Origin of the sequence: Streptomyces sp. TP-A0874 (assembly GCF_001748085.1) — a bacterium.
Lineage (GTDB): Bacteria > Actinomycetota > Actinomycetes > Streptomycetales > Streptomycetaceae > Streptomyces.
Window position 1 is genome coordinate 103,101 of record NZ_BBZK01000013.1, and the last position, 18,982, is coordinate 122,082.

Below are 18,982 nucleotides of genomic sequence, written 5' to 3' on the forward strand. Positions count from 1 at the left end.
CTTCCCGGACCTGCGGAGACATCCTGGGAAGGGGAAGGGAACCGGCGGTTCAGAACCGGAAGACCGGGCCCGCGTAGGCATCCAGTGCGCAGGGGTTCGCGAACTCCTTGCGCCAGTGGATCCGCTTTCCGCGCCAGCTCCCGTCGGCAGTGGCCGTGACCGGTTCAGAGTGGAGGGAGCACGCGTGCGGATCACCGGGCAGCCGGTTGAGGTTGCCCCGAGCTGCCCTCAGGTCCTGGCAGGCCGCCAGAGCGTTGGGGTGCCGAACACCGTCGGGCGGGCACGACAGACGCACTCCGCGGACCCATGAGTGGTTGTTGTCGACGACCCTGAGGAACAGCTGGTCTGGTTCGACCGCCTGGGCAGTGCCGGGAAGCAGCGGGGTGCTGGCGAGGGCAGCGGCCGCGAGAACACGGACACAGTGCCGCAGCACATGGTGAGCCTTCATGACCGTCCCAACGAGTCACCCCCCTGGTGGGTAACTCCCGCGGTACCCGAGCGGCGTGGACAGCGGTGTTCCGGCCCTTCCGCTTCGTGGGAGTCAGGCCGAGGAGCCACCGAGCCGGTTGCGGTGGTCTCCGAGCAGGGAGCCGACGCGTCGAAGCCGCTGCTGATCAGTTTTGAGCGGCCATCCGCTCGACTGCCTCCTTGGCCTCCTGCAACCCGGCGCCCGTGATCTCGCGGTATTTCTTGATCGCCGCTATCTGCTTTCCCTCCCGCAGGAGTGCTTCTATCGGCGCCAGATCGGCTGATTCGACTTCCTCAATACCCAGGTTCTTCGAAATGGCGTCGACTTTGCGGGCCAGCCGGTCGAGTTTCCGTTCAATACGGGAGGACCTGAGCTCGGTTGCTATGAGCAGGATAACGAAGAATGTGCACAGGACTGGAACACTCATGACCGGAGTCTACAACGGCAACGGTGTGAGGCCTCCGGTAAAGGACAGCTGAGCCTGGAGTGCTTTCCTGCCCGGGGCCCGCAGGTCGCTGATGGAGCGCCCGGGGCCGCTGAGGAGGACTTCCCTGACGGCCCCGGGCAGTTGGCCGCTCGTCCGGGCCTACGGGGAGGTGATTCTGCTCCCTCCTGAACCCCGTCCGCAGTCAGGATCGGCATACACGACGGCCGTACGCGGCCGTGAGTAGACGGTGCTTGTGAATTACCTGTACACGGTGTTACGTGCTCGGACCGTGTCGTCGGGGCGGCAAGGCTCCGGATTTCAGCCGTCAGCGGATGCTTTCGGTGCCTCGGCAGTATTTCCTGGCAGAGGTTCCTTTGCCCGCCGGGAGGCCGCGAGGAAGGTGACCAGGATACTGGCGACGGTGTAGACGGCCAGAGTGGTCAGCGGGGTGTCGATGGTGTGCGAGGGGAAGTAGACCGTGTCGCGGATGGCGCTGGTGGCGGCCCCGGTCGGGATGTGGTCGCCGAGGGCCCGCCAGAACGGCGGCAGGAGTGAGGACGGGTAGACGCCGCCGGCGCTGGGGTTGCCCAGGACGACGAAGACCAGGATCGCGACGCCGACACCGAGGAGCCCGAGCAGCGCCTGCAGGGCGACGGTGGTGACTGCGGCGGCGTAGACGGTCAGGACGCCCAGTGCCCATAGTGCGCCGAAGTGTCCTGTCAGGGCGCCGAGTACCGGATCGGCGATGATGGCGCCGCCCAGTCCGGAGACCACGGCGTAGACCGCCAGCACTCCGAGTCGGACGGCGGTGTGCGGGGCGCCCTTCGGACGGGCCCCGCCGGCGATGCCGAGGATGGCCGCTGCCAGGTATCCTCCGACGATCCACCCGATGGCCAGGTAGAACGGGGACATTCCGCGACTGTCACCGGGAGCGGGCGGAAGGATGTCTTCCGTGGTCACCTGCCGGCCCTGGGAAGCCTCGACGTTCTCGGCGATCTCGGTCGCGCTGGCGGCGACTGCCGGTCCGCCGGCAGAGGCCACGAGCAGGGTGTCGGTGGCGCCCCGGGGGTTGACCAGGATGGCCGCGTCCACGCTCCGGTCCAGCAACGAGGCCCGGGCGGCGGCCTCACTCTCGGCGGGGCGGGCCTCCACCGGAGTGCCGTCCAGGTCGTTGAGCTGCTGGACGACCTGCCCGGATACGTCGGTCGGCGCGACCACGGCCACCGGGATCTTGTGCGGGGTGGGGGAGTGGAAGGCCCCGATGTAGGACAGGATGAAGGCCAGCTGAAGCAGGAGCGCTCCGCAGATCAGCAGGAGGCCGCGAGAGCTGAGGGCAGCGCGCACCTCGCCGAGGAGGCGCCGTGGGCGCGGCTGTGAACGGTGCGGTCGTTCGTCGGTGGTGGTCGGGTCGCTCATGGTGTACGGGTTCCTTCGTCTTCTCGGTTGTCGCGCCCCGGCCGGGAGCCTTGCCGCGGAGTCCCGTCGGACGGGACGCGGGTGGTCAGGGCATCGAGCAGGTGGGGGGCGATGCGGTCGGCCAGTTCGTGGTTCCCTGCGTGGTTCCCGCGGATCAGCCCCATGGCGGTCAGACCCCTGGAGATGGCGATGACCAGTCGCGTCAGGTCATCCGCGGCGATGGCTGGACTCAGGCCGTCACGGGCGAGGGTCTTGCCGAAGATCTCGGAGAGTCCGTGGATCAGACGGTCCTCATGGGTCGCCAGTGCCTCCGCCACTTCCGGGTTGCGGGCGGCGTGCAGGGTGAACTCCATCGACACCAGGAACCACTTGCGTTCCTGCGGGGTGCGGCCGGCGATGTACTCCAGGAACTGCTCGACCGGGCCCTGTCCGGGCCTCAGGCGGGCCGCCGCCTCCTGGAGCCCGGTCAGCAGGGTGTCGGTCCGCGCGTCATAGAGGGCGAGGAAGATTTCCTCCTTGTCGCGGTAGTTGGAGTAGAAGGCCCCGCGGGTGAGCCCGGCGCGCTGGACGATGTCGCTGATCGAGGTGGCATGGAAGCCGTGGTCGGTGAAGAGGGCCAGTGCGCTGTCGGCGAGCGAGGCGAGCGTGGCGGGGCGGCGTTTGGTCGGGGACTTCGGCACGGGTACGGCTCTTTCGTTCGGCAGGGATGAGCGGCCGTCTTCGGGGCCGCGGGGCTCCCCGATCGCTCGCGTCCTGGTGCGCGGCTCCGGCCGCGGAAACCGAACCCCGTCTCTTCGGGCGTGGGCGGAGGCGTCGAGTGCCGCTGGATACAGAGTGTATCGGATACAGGGTGTATCGAAAAAGTGGACGAGCATCTCGCAGAGTGCCCATACCGAGGCTCTCTGTGAGTGGTGCGGCGGGTGCCGTCGGGCAGGCGGGCAAGCTGTTCCCCTCCTGCGCTGCCCTGCCGGGAGAAACCCGTCGAGCTGGCGGCCGTACCTCTGAGCGGGCGCCCTGCTCTGTCAGAATCGACATGTGGACAGTGGGGGGCCCGAGGGCCGGTTCGTCATCGGGAACGGATACGCGATCTATCGGGGCCCGGTGGCCGACAGTGTCATGCACGCCCATGCGGCGTACCAGATCGCTGTCGCGGTACACGCCGAGGTCGCGGTGATGGACGACTCGGGGGTCTGCCACCGCGGCGCGGTGCTGGTAGTGCCCCCGATGACACGGCACCACCTGCTGCCCGACGAAGATCTGCTGACCGTCTTCGTCGAGCCGCAGTGCGATCTCGCCGACCATCTGCGCGCACTGTGCGGCCAGGGTGAGCCGGATGTGCCGGCGCGCCCGTCAGGCGCGCTCGATCCTCGTCTCAGGACCGCGATGGACGCGGCGCTGGCGCGCGAAGTACCGATACCCGAACTCGCCGCCCTCGCAGGTCTGTCGCCCCAGCGACTACGCGCGCTCGCGCGACACCAGTTGGGCATGCCGTTGTCCCGCTGGCGCATGTGGGCACGGCTGCGACGCACCGTCGAGGCGTTGGGCGACGGCCACTCGCTGTCCGATGCGGCCGTCGCCGGAGGGTTCGCCGACCAGGCCCACCTCACCCGGCGGATGCGCGAGTTGATGGGTGTCACGCCCGGGTCCGTACTGCCCGTTCTCCGGCATCAGCTGAGGGACGCCCCATGAGCCCCGTTGGAACAGCGGACGGCCTAAGGGTTGTCCCGTAATCCCTGGTGGGCGCACGACGACAGCTGCGGCACCTCGCCGCGTTGTCGGAACGTCCCGATACGCCCAGTATCGGGACGTCCCTCCGCCTTGCGATGTATCGCATCTGACGCCGTGCGCTGATCCACCGGGGATCACGGGACAACCCTTAGGACCCGGTGCATCGCGAAAAAGCCGAGTTCACCGTGAAGGAGGACTGTTCAAGGTCATTCCCCGACAACGCGGGGAGGGGCCCAGCCGTCGTCGGGATCTCGCCGGGGTTTCCGCGACGGCCCGCACGACGGGCCGTGTAGAGGGAGATCGACCCGGTGACCGTGCGCAGGACATCGTCCTCACGGACGTCCTGGAAACCGGCCTCGGAGATCAACTCGGGCAGAACACCGTCGGCGTTCGGTTGGGTGTCCCGCACACCGTCGGCGAACTGAACCAGGCGAAAGGCCAGACGGGAGAGGCGGGTTCGCTGCAGTCCGTAATCCGCGATCACCAGTCGGCCGCCGGGGCGCAGCACCGCGAACATCGAGGTGAGGATCGCCCGCTTCACCGCCATCGGGCACTGGTGCAGCACGAGCGAGGACACCACGGCGTCCACCGTGCCGGCTTCGGGCATCGTCGCCAGACCGGCGCCCATGCCGACCCGCCACTCCACGTCGACTCCCGCGCTCTTCCGCCGGGCACGGGCCAGCACCCTGGGGTCCGGATCGACGCCGATGAAGCGGCCCTCCGGCTGCGCACGCTTGAGCAGCAGTGCGAGTGTGCCGGTGCCGCAGCCCACATCGACCACCAGCTCGCCGGCGCGCGGCGCCACACGCGCCACGAGCAGGCCACGCCATACGCGCTCGCGCGTCACGGCTCCGACGACCGCGTCGTAGAAGCGGACGGGGGCGAAGCGGCCCAGCGCGGGTGTGAAGTCCGTGTTCGTCATACCGGCAGTGTCGGCCGCACGGACGAGCCGCGTCTTGAACGAATCGCTCGTCCTCCGGCATCCGTCGCCGCCGGGGGCAGCAGCCAGCCCCGCCCAGAGCGCCCCGCCAATTCCCGCCCGGTAGCGTTCAGTTGCATGACCGATGTCGTGAAGATCGTTGTCGAGCGTCAGTACGCCCCGAACCCGATCGACTATGAGCGCTTCGTCTCGCTGGTCGAGTCCACCGGCGAGCGCGTGGTGTTCACCGAGCATGGCGTGCCGGTGAGTGTGCTGCTCCCGGCGGGGACTGTGGCCCGGCTTGAACACTGGGCCCGCGCCGACTACGCCGCACTCATGTCACCGGAGGGCGAAGAGGAGGAGGCGAAGGAGCCGAAGTGGGACGTCGGTCGGCTGCGGATCGAGCCGTTGGCGCGACCGCGGGAGTACGGACCGTACACCCGGTACGTGCGCCCCGACGGCAGGCGGGTGAGCTTCGCGTCACGGAGCGGGATCGTGGTGGCCGTGCAGCTGACTTCCGACGAGGCGGACTGGCTCGAAAACAGAGCCATGCACAAGCGCCAGACCTACATGGACCCCAAGCAGGCAGCGGCATTCGAAGAGTTCCTGGCCCGACAACCACCGGTGGGCGAGCAGTGATCTCGGGCCGGACCCGGTCCAGCGTCGCCCTCGGAACGGGGTGTTGAACCACCGCCAGCTTCGCCCGTCCACTCCCTCCACCCGCTCTCGTGTCGTCCAGGACGCACGTCCTGGACGACACGGGCCGTGTCCCAGGAGGCCGACGGTGCGCTCACCCGGGGAATCCTCGTCTGCCCAGGCCCTTTCAACTTTCGGAGAGCGGCACCGGACGCGGGCGGAGCGCTACCACGCCCGCGGCCACTGTGGCGGCCAGCTCGGCAAGGCCCTGCGACAGAAACCGGGCGGTGTCGTGCGGTAGCCACTCCCCAGGATGCGGACGGCGCTCGAGATCCGGGTGAAACCGCGCAAGGTGATCTCAGAGCCTCCGCCTCCGCCTCCGTCTCCGCGTCCGTCTCCGCGTCCGCCGAGTTGCACCCAGTCGAGCACCCTCGCGTGCTCGGTACGTGCCCCGAGTACCGCCTCCAGCGCGAGCTCCGTCGGCGGGCCCCCACGTAGTCGAGCACCACGTCGACCTCTGCCCTGACCTCGGCGTACGCCGCCGCGGTCACCTCCGGGGCCGGAGCGAGGGGGACGATCGCGTCGGCGCCCTCGGACAGTAGCTCCTCCAAACGGGCACGGTTCCGCCCGGCACCGACCACCCGCCCGCGCCTCCCGCATCGTCAACCTGCCGTTCGACCTCTTCCGCCACGACATGCTGATGACGCCCGGGGCCCGGTGCCCGAGGAAACCATCGTCGAGATCGTGGACGAGGTCTGGCTGCCGCTGCTGAAACCGTCAGCGACGCGCTGATCTCTCCTTCCCGCCAAAGGTCAGCCGCGAGGTGCCGTCGGCCGGTGAGGGCGTCGGCCGACAAGCCCGCCCGGAGTGGAGTTGCCGAAACCCCCCTGGGAAAACCGCGGGAACGGCGTCCGGGTGCTGTGTGACAGCCCGTGGGAAAAGGAGGTGAGGCGTTGAACCGGCTGTGAAAAGCTGACCGGGCATGGGCTCTGCACCACGTCCCACAGCCTGCCGGAGGAGAGTCGGATGTCCACGCCGCCGCGTCTGGTTCCGCTGCTGCGGCAGTTCGACTTCGCGCGCAAACGACTTGCCGACCGGCTGACGGGCCCTGTCGTGGACAGCGGCAACGGCACGGACATCGAGGTCGGCTCCATGACCGACGAAGAGTACCTCTGGGAGCCGGTGCCCGACTGCTGGTCGGTCCGGCGAAGTACGGAGCGGCCGGGACCGCGTGCGAGGATCCTGGTCGGATCCGGCCGTTGGCGGCGAGACGCCTGGCCGGCCCCCCACCCCACCCCACCACCCTTCACCACGATCGCTTGGCGGCTGAGTCACCTCAGTGAACTTCTGGCCCTCCGTGCCGACCACACGGCCGGCAGCCGCAAGCTGACGCGGGACGACTACCGCAGCAGCGGAGACGCTGCCGGGGCCATCGCGGCCTTCGAGGCCGGAGCCACGGCGTGGCGGGCGGCCCTGCTCAGTGTGGATGACAGTGACCTGGACACGATCGGGCACAGCGGCTACCCCCACGGCAGCGACCCCGAGGACCCGTTCATCGACGTCGTCTGGTGGGTCAACCAGGAACTGCTCCACCACGGAGCAGAGATCGCCCTGATACGCGACCTGTACCGCTCCCGGCAGCGCTGACTACCCGGCGCCAGGGCAATCGGCGGAAGCCCACGGGTCGGCCGTCGGTCGCCCAGCGGGCAGTGCCGGGGCTCAGCGGCGCGGCGACCGGTGGGTGACGCCGGCGTCGCCCTGGGCGACACCTTCCGGACACGCAGCCCGGCGTCCGCCCCGACTACTGCTGTACGCGGCCGCGGTCGTCAGTGCCGCGATCCGGCCGGTGGATCGGCGAGAAGCCCGTGAAGCATCCCGGTGGCCTGGCCGACTTCGATGAGGTAACCGTCCGGGTCGCGTAGATAACACCGGATCTCGGCCTTGCGGTCGAGGGGTTCGGTGAGGAAGTCGGCCCCCTTGGCGGTGGCGTCGGCGTAGAAGGACTCGATGTCGGCCACCCGGACGTTGAGGAAGCCGGACACCATCTCGTCGGTTGTCGGCGGCGCCAGGGCGACGTTCGGTTTGTCCGGGGTCGGGCCACCTCCCGGGTTCATGATGATCCAGCTGTTGGCCACCTTCACGATGGCGGGGTTCTCCTCCAACACGATCTCCCCGCCGAAGATCTCGGCGTAGAAACGTCGTGACTTCTGGACATCGCGCACGGTCAGGAAATGGGTGAGAACGAGCCCCTGCTCAGGGGCTGGCAGATTCCCGTGGGTCGCCATCGCCTTGGTCCTCTCAGGATGCTGGAGACTCGGCTGGATCGGACAGGGGTACGCCACGCCCGATCCACCCGAACCGGGTATCCACTCCCGGACCGGGATAGACCTGTCCCGCCGCCACCGCCGCACGGACCGGTTCCCGACGTGTGCGAAACGCGGCGGACGACGGCCCCCGGACCAGGGTGGGGAGTGTTGCCGAGGCGGACCTGGCGGGGCCGGGTTGCCGGTCGGCCGCAGAACGGTCAGCCTGAGGGAAGGAAGCCGGTCGGGGAGTTCCGCGGTGCAGCCGTACAGGTAGCAGACCCGAGGCATCTCCGTCGGCACTGCTCAACGATGTGTTGCCGCTGACGCCCCAAGGTGGAGCAGGCGGCGAGTCAGGATTCTCCGACTTCTGGCGGCGGCGCCGGGACGACTTCCGGTGGCGGGGCCGAGACACAGGCGGCCCACCTGCGCAACTCGGGAATGTCCACGGCGCTGACATAGGAGGCAGAGCGGTGACGAAACAGGCAGCGACGCTCTCAGCCTGGCCGCGTCTACTGGTGGCCGACTGGGCGGAAACCAGAGACACCCTGCACATGTGGACGCAGATCGTGGGCAAGGTACGGCTCTCACACGCCCCGCTGGTCAATCACTGGTGGCAGGTCACGCTGTATGTCAGCCCACGTGGACTGACCACGTCCGCCATTCCGTACCGGTCCGGATCCTTCGATATCGAGTTCGATTTCGTTGATCACGAACTGAACATCCGCGACAGCGGAGGAAGCACCAGCCGAGTGGGTCTGGAGCCAAAGTCGGTGGCCCAGTTCTACGACGAGACGATGCACGCCCTACACGACTTGGGCATCGAAGCGCCGATCCAGCCCCATCCGAACGAGGTCGAGCCGGCGATCCCGTTCGCCGAGGACCACACACATACCTCCTACGACCCTGCTGCCGCCAGCCTGTTCTGGCGCCAACTCCTGCAGGCCGATCGCGTCATGAGCGAGTTCCGGGCACGCTTCATGGGCAAGGTCAGCCCGGTGCACTTCTTCTGGGGGTCCATGGACCTGGCCTGCACGAGGTTCTCCGGACGTTCTGCTCCACAGCACCCGGGCGGTGCACCGAACTGCCCGGACCGGGTGATGGTGGAGGGCTACTCACGGGAGTTGAGTAGCTGCGGGTTCTGGCCGGGAGGCGGCGAGGAGGGGGCGTTCTACGCCTACGCGTATCCCGAACCGAAGGGCTTTTCCGAACACCCGATCGGGCCGGCAGGCGCCTTCTACAGCAGGGAGAACGGGCAGTTCCTGCTGCCCTACGAGGCGGTGCGCACCGCCGACGATCCTGACCTGAGACTCATGGAGTTTCTGCAGACCACCTACGAAGCGGCGGCTGAACGGGGTGGCTGGGACCGGAACATGCTGGAGGACGACCCGCACCGGTGGGACGACGTCCGATAACGTCCCGGGTCCAAGGCGCACGCGCTGTGACGCGGCGGCTGGGGGCGGTGGGCTCCCGTTGGCCTCTCGCCAGCCGGCGTACCCGCGGGCTGGCGAGAGGGGGGGGAGCGGCCTACTGAGGCTGCCGCACTTCTCGCTTCCTCACGCGGGGTTGATCTTCCACATCTGGACGGTCGAGGGTGTGCCACCCCACTGACGGGTCACGTTCACATAGGTGTCGGCAGCGGGCAGCCCGCGGTAGGGGCCGAGCGCGTAGTCGGTGTCGTTGACCGGGACGATGGTGTGCACGTAGGAGCGGCTGCTGGTCTCAGAGATCCACCAGGCCTGGCGGGAGTCGCTGCTGTTGCAGCGCCTGACCCACACCGCCCCCTCCCCACTGCTGTTCGGAGCCTTCTCGTTGCTGAGACAGAACCGCGGATTGCTGCCGTACGGCTCGCTGGGGGAGATGCTGTAGCTGCCGTCTCCTCGGGGAGAGAGGCGCCAGACGCTGCCTGCGCCGTTGTTGGCCATTGGATCCCTGTCCCAGATCTGTACACGCTGTCCCTCGGCGACAGTCTGGAAGTCGGTGGACAGGTACCAATTGCTGGCGTAGCCGCTGATGATCACGTCTTGGCCCACCGGGACGGCGGCGTAGGCGGGCGAGAGAGACAGGCCGGCGGTGGTGAGCGCGGCCAGCACGGCAGTCAGCAGGACCCGGAGGGTTCCCCGGAACGGCATACTGTTGTTCCTTTCCGTAGTGGATCAGTAGCTCTCTGCTACTGAACGACCAGGTCAGTCTGACCTACTGCCTGACTGTCCGGTGAGGGCGTGGCGGTGGTGGTGGATGCATGCCGACCGGACGTTCGCGCGCCGCGGCGCATATCCGGTATGACCACTCCCTCCTGTCGGGTGAAGGGCCTCAAAGCGAGAGTCGTAGCCAGCGGTCTCGTCGGCGTTCTCATGGGGAGTGATGTGGTTCGCGTTCCGGGCGGGGAAATAGTTAGAGGAAAAGACTTCCTTGAGGTGGAGCGGGATTGTGTAAGGCGCCGAGGGGGGGGCGATTTCTGGGCGGATCGCGATGCCCGTCCACCTGGCCTGGCGGCGCTTTCTGTGTGTCCTTTTCGAGTTTCACCACGGCCTGATAGGTACAGATTTTAGAGTCTTTCTATCAAATTTCCGGTTTGCCTCCTTAGATATCGTTTGGTGGAGGGCAGGCGTTTTGTCGTTAGGGGTGATTTATTCCTTTTGGGTGGGTGCGGTAGAGGCTCTTCGGCGGTGAGGTCGCAGTTGCGATGGGTGAACGAAGGAGTGCAAACGAGGGGGTGAATGTTTGGAATTGAGAGGTATGGGGCGTTTTGCTGGGTGGTGGTTGTGGGGTGGTTGGTGCGTTTACGGAGGCGGCGGTTGGGTGTGGCGAAAGATTGCAAGGGGTCGTGGTTGGCGCGGGGAGCTGTTAATGTGCGATGGGTTTGCGGGCCCAAACAGGCCTGCGTTGGATTGGCTGGCTCCCCCGATGAGGCTGTGGGGGGCTTGGAGTCTCCGGCTGATCCGGGGCGCGTTGGTCGCCCTTTCCGGCTGTTATGCCGGATTTTTTGCTGGGTGAGGCTCCATGAGGTGATGGAGGTGCGTACGTGGCCGGGGTGGAAGCGGCGAAGTTCAGTGCCGTGGTGGTGCTGGCTTTGTTGGTCTTCTTCTATGGTGGAACGTTCCTGATTTCGACGCGAATCGGGAGGAAAGACGAGAACGCTGACGCCTATATGACCGGTGGGAACAACATCGGTTTCGGAATCTCCGCCGCCAGTATGACGGCGACGTGGATCTGGGCGTCTTCGATGTACGCGTCCGCGACGTCGGGTTACGCCTACGGCATATCAGGGCCGATCCATTACGGGCTATGGGGCGCCCTGATGATTCTGTTCATCTATCCTTTCGGGAGGCGTATTCGCTCCATTGCCCCGAAAGCGCATACTCTGGCTGAGGTCATGTATGCCCGGCATGGTCGTTCCAGTCAGCTGATGCTCGCTGGTTCGAATATCGTCGGCAGCCTCATCAGTTTGATGTCGAACTTCATCGCTGGTGGTGTGCTGATTTCGCTGCTGTCGCCGTTCAACTTTATTCAGGGCGTTTTCGCGGTGGCGGCGGGCGTTTTGCTCTATACCTTGTGGTCTGGTTTCCGGGCTTCGGTGCTGACGGACTTCGTCCAGGTCGTGGCGATGCTCGGCGCGGTCGCTGTGGTCGTTCCCTTCATCTTCTTCGCATCGGGTTTCCCTGCCGCGTTCGAGAGCGGAGCAGCGAACCTGACCCCGCAGCAGGGCAACTTCTTCTCCAGTGATGCGTTCATGCGGCAGGGCGCCCCCTACATTGCCGCAGTGCTGGCTTACGCCATCGGTAACCAGACGATCGCGCAGCGGTTGTTCGCGGTGAAGCCCACCCTGATCAAGCCCACGTTCATCACCGCGACCGTGGGCTACGGTGCGATGGTGATCGGTGTGGGCATGCTCGGTGTGCTCGCTCTGTACCTGGGCTTCGAGCCGTCCGGTGGTGATTTGAACAACCTCATCCCGGAGATGGCCGCGTCCTATCTGCCGCCGGTCTTGCTGGCAGTGTTCTTCATTATGATCGTCGGGGCGCTGTCCTCTACGGCCGACTCCGACCTCGCGGCTCTCTCGTCGATCATGATGGCCGATGTCTACGGGCAGAACGTTGCGGGTAAGGAAAATGCCAACCCCAAGACGATGCTGCTCGTCGGACGTATCACCATGGTGTTGGCTACCGCGGCAGCGGTGGCTTTCGCGAGTCTGCAATTGAACATTCTGGACTTGCTCGTGTTCGTGGGCGCGTTGTGGGGTGCCCTCGTGTTCCCGGTGCTGGCCAGTTTCTATTGGGACAAGGTCACCAACAAGGCGTTCACCACCTCGGTGATCGCGGCGCTCGCGATGTTCCTTCCGGTGCGTTTCGGCTGGATTCCCACGGACGGTGTCTTCGGGATCGTCGTTGATGTGTTGTCCGTCGTCGGTATCGGCGTTGTCATCGGGTTGATGGTGTTCGGCTTCCTGGGAGGCAGGCCGGCGAAGATCGCGGGCGTGCTGGCAGTCGTGGTTTCCGCGCCGTTCGCCATCGGTTCTCTGCACGAGTACGCGACGCTCTGCGGCTCTCTCGTCGCCTACGCGGTGAGCACCGTCGTGTGCTGGGCGATGTCTGCTGGACAGGAGGGGCGCTTCGACTTCGCCCTCCTCGCTCAGCGGACGGGTGACTTCGATGACGGGGCAACCGCCGTGCAGGTGTCCGTGGAGGCCGACAGTGGGGCGCAGGTCCCACGACAGGCCTCCGACCCTGACGGTGAACCCGAGCCCGCCGCAAGCCCTAAGTGAACGATCAGGAGGGACGATGAGCACCTTCGTGCTGAGCGTATACGTGCTGATGTGGCCGGTCATCGTAGCCGGTGTCCTGTTTGTGATCTCTCGCGGTTTCTTCCGTGAGTGGTCCGAGGCCCGGCGCAACGGACAGGGCATGGTCTGAGCGGAGGCCGGCGGCCACACCGACTTGTGGCTCGACGCGGGCATACCAGCTCGCGCACCGCTGCCTGTCGGTAGCCGTCAGCACTCTCGTCTTTGCCCCCGCCCTCTTGTGGGCGGGGGCAAAGACGTTGAGGAAGCGTCCTGACGCTCGGAGGGGGACTTGTTGGTGCACGGGGCGACGGCTGGCCTGGTGGATTGCTGGCTGGTTGAGAGGCCGGGTGAGCGGTTTACGCGGGGGCCAGGCTGTGTGAGCTGGGGTTGTGTTGTTTGCGCTGAGGGGGCAGGACTCGTTGTAGATATCGGTAGCGCTTAGAACTCCTATCGGAATGACTTCAGGCGTCGCCAGCAGATGAGTGCGCATCCGAGGGTGAGGAAGGCTTCGTGGATGTCGTCGCGGATCTCCCAGCGGATGCGCAGGCGGCGGAACCAGTGCAGGTGGGCGAACGCGCGTTCCGCGACCCAGCGTTGGGTGCCGAGTCCGGAGCCGTGCTCAGTGCTGCGGCGGGCGATCTGCGGCTTCACACCGAGGTCCCAGACCAGTCGGCGGTACTTGTCGTGGTCGTACCCGGGGTCGGCCAGCACCACGTCTGGTCGATGGCGCGGCCGGCCGCGCTTGCCCCGTACCGGCGGAACTGCCTGGAGGAGCGGGATCAGCTGGGTCACGTCATTGCGGTTGCCGCCGGTGAGGGTGGCGGCGAGAGGGATGCCCGTGGCGTCGGTGATCAGATGATGTTTGCTGCCAGTTCTGCCCCGGTCGACGGGGCTTCGTCCGGTCTTGGTTCCCCCTTTAACGCCCTGATGTGGGAGCCGTCGACCGCCGCCCGGGAGAAGTCCAGAGCATTCACGCCACGCAGCTTCGCAAGGAGCACCTCGTGCAGTCGGGGCCACACCCCGGCTTCAGTCCACTCGGCCAACCGCCGCCAACAGGTCATGCCCGAGCCGAAGCCGAGTTCCTGCGGCAGGTGTTCCCAGGCGATCCCGGTATGCAGCACGAACAGGATGCCCTGGAACACCAGCCGGTCCGGATGCCGCTTCCGCCCGGGATGCCGGGCCCGACGCTCGACCTTCGGGAGCAGAGGTTCGCTCACCGCCCACAACTCGTCATCGCCGTCCCACGGCTTCGGCCGAGCCACCCCACACCCCCGGATCAACAGTCCCCGGAGTGATCCAACCACCTCGAAGATCATTTCGTTAGGAGTTCTTATTCGCCCAGGAGCAGGCGCATGATGAAGGCGGGGAGACGCGGTACCGGATGGGGCGCAGGGATGCCTGGGCCTTTAAGGAGGCATAGCCAGCCAGCCTGCGGATACTCCGGGGCTGCGAGGGCTGGCGTAGCCGGGCCTCGGGGCCTGCGGCGTGGCGGCCGTTGAAAGGGGTGTCCGGATGATGATAGGGGGAGTTTTCGGGGCTGACGGCCGGGCGGAGCAGTCACGGGACGTCTCCTCCGCTCCAGGCGGGCTGCTGGACGTGCTGGGTGTCGCGGCCGTTGTCCTCGGTGCGGACGGGCGGATCGTGCTGTGGAGCCCGCAGGCCAAGGACCTGTTCGGCTACACGGCCGAGGAGGCGTTGGGTCAGTACGCGGCCCAGCTGCTGCTTGAGGAGGAGCACGGGGAGCAGGCGATCAAGCTGTTCGACCGGGTCATGGCGAGCGGCGAGAGCTGGGCCGGCGGTTTTCCCGTCCGGTGCAGGGACGGCCACACACGGATGGTGGAGTTCCGCAACATGGCTGGAGGGCGGCCGGGGAAACTTCTATGCCCTGGGCATCGCCACCGACCAGACCGTCCTGCGGGAAGTGGAACGGGGGCTAGCACTGTCGGTACGCCTGATCGAACAGTCTCCGATCGGACTGGCCGTTTTGGACACCGACCTGCGGTTCGTGACCGTCAATCCGACATTGGAGCGGATCAACGGTGTGCCTGCCGCCGACCACATCGGCCGACGCCCTCGCGAGGTCATGCCGCATCTGGATACCGACGTCGAATCCACGATCCGCCAGGTGTTGGAGAGCGGAGTCCCGCTGCTGGACCAGCTTGCTGTCGGCCGCACCGCGGCCGACCCCGGCCACGAGCATGCCTGGTCCGTCTCCCGCTACCGGCTGGAGGACCCCGGCGGACGGGTGCTGGGGGTGGCCGCCTCGATCGTGGACGTCACCGAGCAGCGCCGAGCGGAGATCGAGGCGGCCCGTGCCAGGCAACGCCTCACACTCCTCGCTGACGCCTCCCTGCGCATCGGCACCACACTCGACCTCGAGCAGACCGCCCGCGAGCTAGCCGAGGTGTGCGTGCCAGACCTGGCCGACATAGCCGCGGTGGACGTGCTCGACAGCGTCCTGCAGGGCCACACGGCGGAGACCCATGAAGGACCCGCGCAGTTCCTCCCCCTCGCCGTGACCACGGCTGGCCCCACCGAGACCACCCCCGCCGCCGACCCGCCCGGCGAACTCGCCGTCTACGACACCGACCGCCTAGCCGCCCAGTGCGTTAACCTCCGCCGCCCGGTCCGGGTGCCCCGCGTGGACGGCCGCGACCTGCCACGCATCGCCCGCTGCCCCCAGGCGATCGAGCTGCTAGCCCGCGCCGGGCTCCACTCCTACCTGGCCGTGCCGCTGACCGCCCGCGGCGAGATCCTCGGGGTCCTCGACCTCAAGCGCACCCGCAACCGCGAACCGTTCACCCACGACGACGAAGTCCTAGCCGGCGAGCTGGCCACCCGCGCCGCCCTGTCCATCGACAACGCCTGCTGGTACCGCAGCCAGCGACACGCGGCCCTCACCCTCCAGCGCCACCTGCTCCCCCAGCACCCACCGCACACGGTAGGCCTGGAAGTCGCCAGCCGATACCAGCCCACCGCAGCCGCCGTCGAGGTCGGCGGCGACTGGTTCGACGCCATCCCCCTGGACGACGACAAGACCGCCCTCGTGGTCGGCGACGTCATGGGCAGCGGCACCAACGCCGCCGCCACCATGGGCCAGCTGCGCACCGCCACCCGCGCCTACGCCGACCTCGACCTCGCCCCCGCAGAAGTTCTCGCACGCCTCGACCACACCACCACCCGCCTGGAAGAGACCATCACCACCTGCGCCTACGCCATCTACGACCCGCACCGCGCACAGTGCCGCATCTGCCTCGCCGGCCACCTGCCCCCCGCCCTGGTCCGCCCCGGCCGCGCCCCCCAACTACTCGACCTGCCCGCCGGCACACCCCTCGGTGTCGGCGGCAACCCGTTCCGGACCGCCACCTTCGACATGGCCCCCGGCGACCAGTTGGTCCTCTACACCGACGGCCTGGTCGAGACCCGCGACCAGCCCATCGACCAGCGCCTGAACACCCTCCTGAGCCTGCTCGACGACCCGGAGCGTCCCCTGGAGGAGACCTGCGACCGGCTCCTGCACGCCCTGCGCCACCCCGACGACCACGACGACGTCGCCCTGCTTGTCGCCCGGGCCCGGCCCACCCCCGACAACCAAGCCTCCCGGCCCTGACACGCCGTTATTTCGGCCGCCGCAGGCACCCACGGGTGACTCCGCCACGCCCCCATGCAATCGCCCTCTTCATCCAAAGACTCCGCTCTTGGGTACTTGGTGACAGAGGGCGATGGTCACGCCCACTCCACGCCCAGCTCCCGCAGCGCGGCTGTCCAGGAGCAGTAATTCTGATCAGAGGCAGGTGTTCTGGCCTGGATTGATCAGATTGGTGGTGGCTGTGGTCAGGCGGCGCTGGTGTCTCGGTAGCCGTGGTGAGTTCGTGCGCTGGTCCTGGGCTGGAGCTCTGGCCTGCAGGTTTGTCAGGTAGCGGGCTGTGGTGATCAGGTCCTGTCATCTGTACTGCGCGCGGTGCGTTCTCGGTGATTGTTGGTATGCGACGGTGCTTGGGACGAGCCGCCCGCTCCGGCCCGAGGCCGGCCAGCGCCTGGAGCTTGTCGGCGGTGAGCTTGGCACGGGCATCTTCGTCACCGAGCGCAGAAGCACTCAATGTCAGTGAACCTCTTTCATCCTGTGCTGGCGGGTGAAATGGGCTGGTCAGCGGGTGTGGTGACGAGGCAGGGCCCCTCGTCGTTGGTGTGGTGATTCCACTCAGCACACCGGCGACCGAAGGGGCCCTGTTGGTTCCGTATCGAGCCACGCTCGACGTCCCGCATGAGCTCGTCGAGCATGTTGCCTGGCTGCTGTACGAGCACCGCCGCGCACGCGACACCCGCTGGCGGAAGCTCGGCTGTTTCGACCAGGCACTGCTCACGCTGGTCCACCTGCGCAAGAACGAGACGTTCGCCCAGCTCGGCGCCGGGTTCGCGATATCGCAGACCACCGCCTGACGCTACGTGGACGAGACCCTGGAGGTGCTGGCTTCCTGGGCCCCAGCTCTCCACGAAGCCCTCACCGGCCTCGATGAGAGCGACCACGTCATCGTCGACGGCACACTGCTCCCCACCGACCGCGTCCGCGCCGATCAGCCGTACTACTCGCAGAAACACAAGAAGCACGGCATGAACGTGCAGGTCATCGCCCGCCCGGACGGCACACCCCTGTGGTTCTCCCGCGCGACACCCGGCCGCACACATGACCTGACCTCGGCCCGCGCCCACGGCATCGTCCAGGCCTGCCCGACCCGGCAGATCCTTGTGCTGGCAGACCACGCCTACCAGGGCGCCGGCGCCAGGCTTCCGCACCCCGTACCACCACCACAGCGAACAGCCCGAGCACTACCAGCAGTTCAACCGCGACCACGCTCGACTCCGAGCCCCCGGCGAACGTGCCTTCGCCCGACTCAAGTCCTGGCGCATCATGCGCAGAGCACGCTCCTCCACACGCCGTGTCAGCCGCACCGTCCAAGCCAACCACGTACTACTGACCTGCGACTATTCAGGACGAAAGAGGTTCACTGTCGCCCAAGAGACCTTTGCGGCCTCCGTGGACGACGCAGATCCAGAGGCGTACAGGGAAAAACGCGCTCTCGTGCTCAAGACTCTTGCCAGCTTTCGAAACAAGCTGCCACCCGCCTATGGTGCTGCTCCCACATGCGGCGCTTGTAACGGCGTCGCAGTGCCTGGAACTGCCGAGGCCCGGAGCGGCAGACCTGGGACGTTCTGGTGATGCGAAACATGCGCAAGTCGAGTGGGGGACCGTAAGCCCTTGTAGCTGGAGAGTGATGACATTCGCGTCCGGCCCGGGGCCGCTTCCCGCCCGGCGGGCACCGGTGAAGAAAGTTCGGCCGCTGCTCCCGCCTGGCGGGACGTGCCGCTGATCGGTCTTTCTTGCAGGTCAGAGCCGGTGGCGTGGTCTGCATGACAGTGGATATCAGGGTCGTTCGGGCCGGTCAGAGGTACCGCTACTACCTGCGCGAGACCGTTGTCGGCGATGGCCGCCGCCCGGCACGCACCCCGCTGCACATCACCCAGGAGCAAGCCGGTGTCCCGGTCGGGCGATGGACGGGCCGCGGCCTGGCCCTGCTGGAGCTGACGCCGGGTGAGGAGGTCACCGAGGCGCAGCCGCGGAACCTGTTCGGTGAGCGGGGCCGCCACCCGTACGCGGACCGGATCGAGGCCGACCGGCTCGCCGCGGGCGGCTCCCCGAAGGAGGCGTTCAAGGCTGGCGCCCTCGGACGCCGGGTGACGGTGACGGTGACGGTGACCGGAGTCGACTTCGTCTTCCGGCCGCAGCCGACGATGCACCTCCTGTGGGCCCTGGGGGGTGAGGAGACCCGGCTGGTGAGCGAGGCCGCGCACGAGCGGGCGATCGTACGGGTGCTGGAGTGGATTGAGGACGAGGTCGCGGTGATCCGGTACGACAAGGACGGCATCTACCGGGTGCGGCCAGGGGCTTCACCATGTTGTCACTCCAACTGCCGAACTACAGAGGCAGGTTGGAAAGGGCTCAGTGTCGCGATCGCCTCCAACGAGTCCTTTGGTGGTTGGACGAAGACGTTCACGGACCCGCGGCTCTGCGCGGCCATCGTCGACCGCCTCACCTTCAACGGCACCGTCATCGAAACCGGCACCGACTCCTACCGCCTCGCCAGCATACGAGCTCGCGCTGAAGAGCCCGCAAAGGCCGGCTGACCTCAGATAGTCCCGCATCCGGGCCGCCACCCAGCGGGCGGCGGCCCGGATGGGACACCGAGGCGGCCGTGATGAGACCGCTCATCACCGGTCGAGACCGCCGCTTTGCTCCAGGTCA

Annotated in this window: 15 protein-coding genes and 2 pseudogenes; 9 read left to right on the forward strand and 8 right to left on the reverse strand. The window is 67.3% G+C overall.

All coding sequences use genetic code 11. From position 1 onward, the window contains the following. Positions 1-49: 49 nt before the first annotated feature. The 4 genes from BGP73_RS20415 to BGP73_RS20430 all read right to left on the reverse strand — a co-directional run bounded on the left by BGP73_RS20415 (position 50) and on the right by BGP73_RS20430 (position 2,992). Positions 50-448 (reverse strand): SSI family serine proteinase inhibitor, encoded by a 399-nt coding sequence (locus BGP73_RS20415; RefSeq protein ID WP_069817079.1) that lies wholly within the window; start codon positions 446-448, stop codon positions 50-52. A gap of 166 nt (positions 449-614) precedes the next feature. After that, the gene (locus BGP73_RS20420) at positions 615-896 is read right to left on the reverse strand and encodes a ribosomal protein L7/L12 (protein ID WP_069817080.1); all 282 of its coding nucleotides are present in this window, start codon (positions 894-896) and stop codon (positions 615-617) included. 318 nt (positions 897-1,214) lie between these two features. Continuing rightward, the gene (locus BGP73_RS20425; RefSeq protein WP_069817081.1) at positions 1,215-2,312 is read right to left on the reverse strand and encodes an ABC transporter permease; all 1,098 of its coding nucleotides are present in this window, start codon (positions 2,310-2,312) and stop codon (positions 1,215-1,217) included. Then, the gene (locus BGP73_RS20430) at positions 2,309-2,992 is read right to left on the reverse strand and encodes a TetR/AcrR family transcriptional regulator (protein WP_069817082.1); all 684 of its coding nucleotides are present in this window, start codon (positions 2,990-2,992) and stop codon (positions 2,309-2,311) included. Before BGP73_RS20430 ends, BGP73_RS20425 begins: the two co-directional genes overlap by 4 nt. Before the next feature lie 355 nt (positions 2,993-3,347). On the opposite strand from BGP73_RS20430, the gene BGP73_RS20435 reads away from it, so the two are divergent. Then, positions 3,348-4,001, forward strand: coding sequence for an AraC family transcriptional regulator (locus BGP73_RS20435; RefSeq protein WP_244501289.1), 654 nt, complete (start codon positions 3,348-3,350; stop codon positions 3,999-4,001). A 187-nt stretch (positions 4,002-4,188) separates the two neighbouring features. Here the strand turns inward: BGP73_RS20435 and BGP73_RS20440 are convergent, their stop codons facing one another. Then, a complete protein-coding gene (locus BGP73_RS20440; protein WP_069817083.1) occupies positions 4,189-4,962 on the reverse strand; it encodes a class I SAM-dependent methyltransferase in 774 nt (257 codons plus the stop codon). Positions 4,963-5,097: 135 nt separating this feature from the next. Between BGP73_RS20440 and BGP73_RS20445 the strand changes: the two genes are divergently transcribed. Together BGP73_RS20445 and BGP73_RS20450 are read left to right on the forward strand one after the other, a co-directional pair. Next, positions 5,098-5,598 (forward strand): hypothetical protein, encoded by a 501-nt coding sequence (locus tag BGP73_RS20445; RefSeq protein ID WP_079127718.1) that lies wholly within the window; start codon positions 5,098-5,100, stop codon positions 5,596-5,598. 1,023 nt (positions 5,599-6,621) lie between these two features. Then, positions 6,622-7,242 carry a DinB family protein gene (locus BGP73_RS20450; RefSeq protein WP_069817084.1) on the forward strand — a complete coding sequence of 207 codons (621 nt, stop codon included), beginning with the start codon at positions 6,622-6,624 and terminating at the stop codon, positions 7,240-7,242. 179 nt (positions 7,243-7,421) lie between these two features. Here the strand turns inward: BGP73_RS20450 and BGP73_RS20455 are convergent, their stop codons facing one another. Beyond that, positions 7,422-7,880, reverse strand: a complete 459-nt coding sequence (locus BGP73_RS20455) for a VOC family protein (protein ID WP_069817085.1) — start codon at positions 7,878-7,880, stop codon at positions 7,422-7,424. A gap of 491 nt (positions 7,881-8,371) precedes the next feature. Here BGP73_RS20455 and BGP73_RS20460 point away from each other — a divergent pair, with 491 nt between their 5' ends. Next, positions 8,372-9,313, forward strand: a complete 942-nt coding sequence (locus BGP73_RS20460) for a DUF5996 family protein (RefSeq protein ID WP_069817086.1) — start codon at positions 8,372-8,374, stop codon at positions 9,311-9,313. A 141-nt stretch (positions 9,314-9,454) separates the two neighbouring features. Here the strand turns inward: BGP73_RS20460 and BGP73_RS20465 are convergent, their stop codons facing one another. Beyond that, positions 9,455-10,030: an RICIN domain-containing protein gene (locus BGP73_RS20465; protein WP_069817087.1), complete on the reverse strand. Its 576-nt coding sequence runs from the start codon at positions 10,028-10,030 to the stop codon at positions 9,455-9,457. 893 nt (positions 10,031-10,923) lie between these two features. On the opposite strand from BGP73_RS20465, the gene BGP73_RS20470 reads away from it, so the two are divergent. Then, complete coding sequence (locus BGP73_RS20470) at positions 10,924-12,663, forward strand: sodium:solute symporter family protein (protein ID WP_069817089.1); 1,740 nt, start codon at positions 10,924-10,926, stop codon at positions 12,661-12,663. 16 nt (positions 12,664-12,679) lie between these two features. Then, positions 12,680-12,811 carry a putative transporter small subunit gene (locus BGP73_RS23355; RefSeq protein WP_212732827.1) on the forward strand — a complete coding sequence of 44 codons (132 nt, stop codon included), beginning with the start codon at positions 12,680-12,682 and terminating at the stop codon, positions 12,809-12,811. 317 nt (positions 12,812-13,128) lie between these two features. Here BGP73_RS23355 and BGP73_RS22375 read toward each other — a convergent pair. After that, a protein-coding gene (locus BGP73_RS22375) for an IS5 family transposase (RefSeq protein ID WP_244501290.1) occupies positions 13,129-13,943 on the reverse strand; the annotation gives its coding sequence in 2 pieces (ribosomal slippage) (positions 13,129-13,614 and positions 13,617-13,943; 813 coding nt in all). A gap of 253 nt (positions 13,944-14,196) precedes the next feature. On the opposite strand from BGP73_RS22375, the pseudogene BGP73_RS20485 reads away from it, so the two are divergent. The 3 genes and pseudogenes from BGP73_RS20485 to BGP73_RS23705 all read left to right on the forward strand — a co-directional run bounded on the left by BGP73_RS20485 (position 14,197) and on the right by BGP73_RS23705 (position 18,864). Continuing rightward, positions 14,197-16,291: pseudogene (locus tag BGP73_RS20485) on the forward strand (SpoIIE family protein phosphatase). A gap of 578 nt (positions 16,292-16,869) precedes the next feature. Further along, a pseudogene (locus BGP73_RS20490) lies at positions 16,870-17,674 on the forward strand (IS5 family transposase); the annotation flags it as partial. A 416-nt stretch (positions 17,675-18,090) separates the two neighbouring features. Continuing rightward, positions 18,091-18,864: a relaxase domain-containing protein gene (locus BGP73_RS23705; protein WP_069817090.1), complete on the forward strand. Its 774-nt coding sequence runs from the start codon at positions 18,091-18,093 to the stop codon at positions 18,862-18,864. The last annotated feature ends 118 nt before the right edge of the window (positions 18,865-18,982 follow it).

Excerpts from the sequence above, each read along its gene's own strand:
- BGP73_RS20415 (WP_069817079.1), bottom strand. The coding sequence starts at position 448 with ATGAAGGCTCACCATGTGCTGCGGCACTGTGTCCGTGTTCTCGCGGCC.
- BGP73_RS20420 (WP_069817080.1), bottom strand. The coding sequence starts at position 896 with ATGAGTGTTCCAGTCCTGTGCACATTCTTCGTTATCCTGCTCATAGCA.
- BGP73_RS20425 (WP_069817081.1), bottom strand. The coding sequence starts at position 2,312 with ATGAGCGACCCGACCACCACCGACGAACGACCGCACCGTTCACAGCCG.
- BGP73_RS20440 (WP_069817083.1), bottom strand. The coding sequence starts at position 4,962 with ATGACGAACACGGACTTCACACCCGCGCTGGGCCGCTTCGCCCCCGTC.
- BGP73_RS20445 (WP_079127718.1), top strand. The coding sequence starts at position 5,098 with ATGACCGATGTCGTGAAGATCGTTGTCGAGCGTCAGTACGCCCCGAAC.
- BGP73_RS20450 (WP_069817084.1), top strand. The coding sequence starts at position 6,622 with ATGTCCACGCCGCCGCGTCTGGTTCCGCTGCTGCGGCAGTTCGACTTC.
- BGP73_RS20455 (WP_069817085.1), bottom strand. The coding sequence starts at position 7,880 with ATGGCGACCCACGGGAATCTGCCAGCCCCTGAGCAGGGGCTCGTTCTC.
- BGP73_RS20465 (WP_069817087.1), bottom strand. The coding sequence starts at position 10,030 with ATGCCGTTCCGGGGAACCCTCCGGGTCCTGCTGACTGCCGTGCTGGCC.
- BGP73_RS23355 (WP_212732827.1), top strand. The coding sequence starts at position 12,680 with ATGAGCACCTTCGTGCTGAGCGTATACGTGCTGATGTGGCCGGTCATC.
- BGP73_RS23705 (WP_069817090.1), top strand. The coding sequence starts at position 18,091 with ATGACAGTGGATATCAGGGTCGTTCGGGCCGGTCAGAGGTACCGCTAC.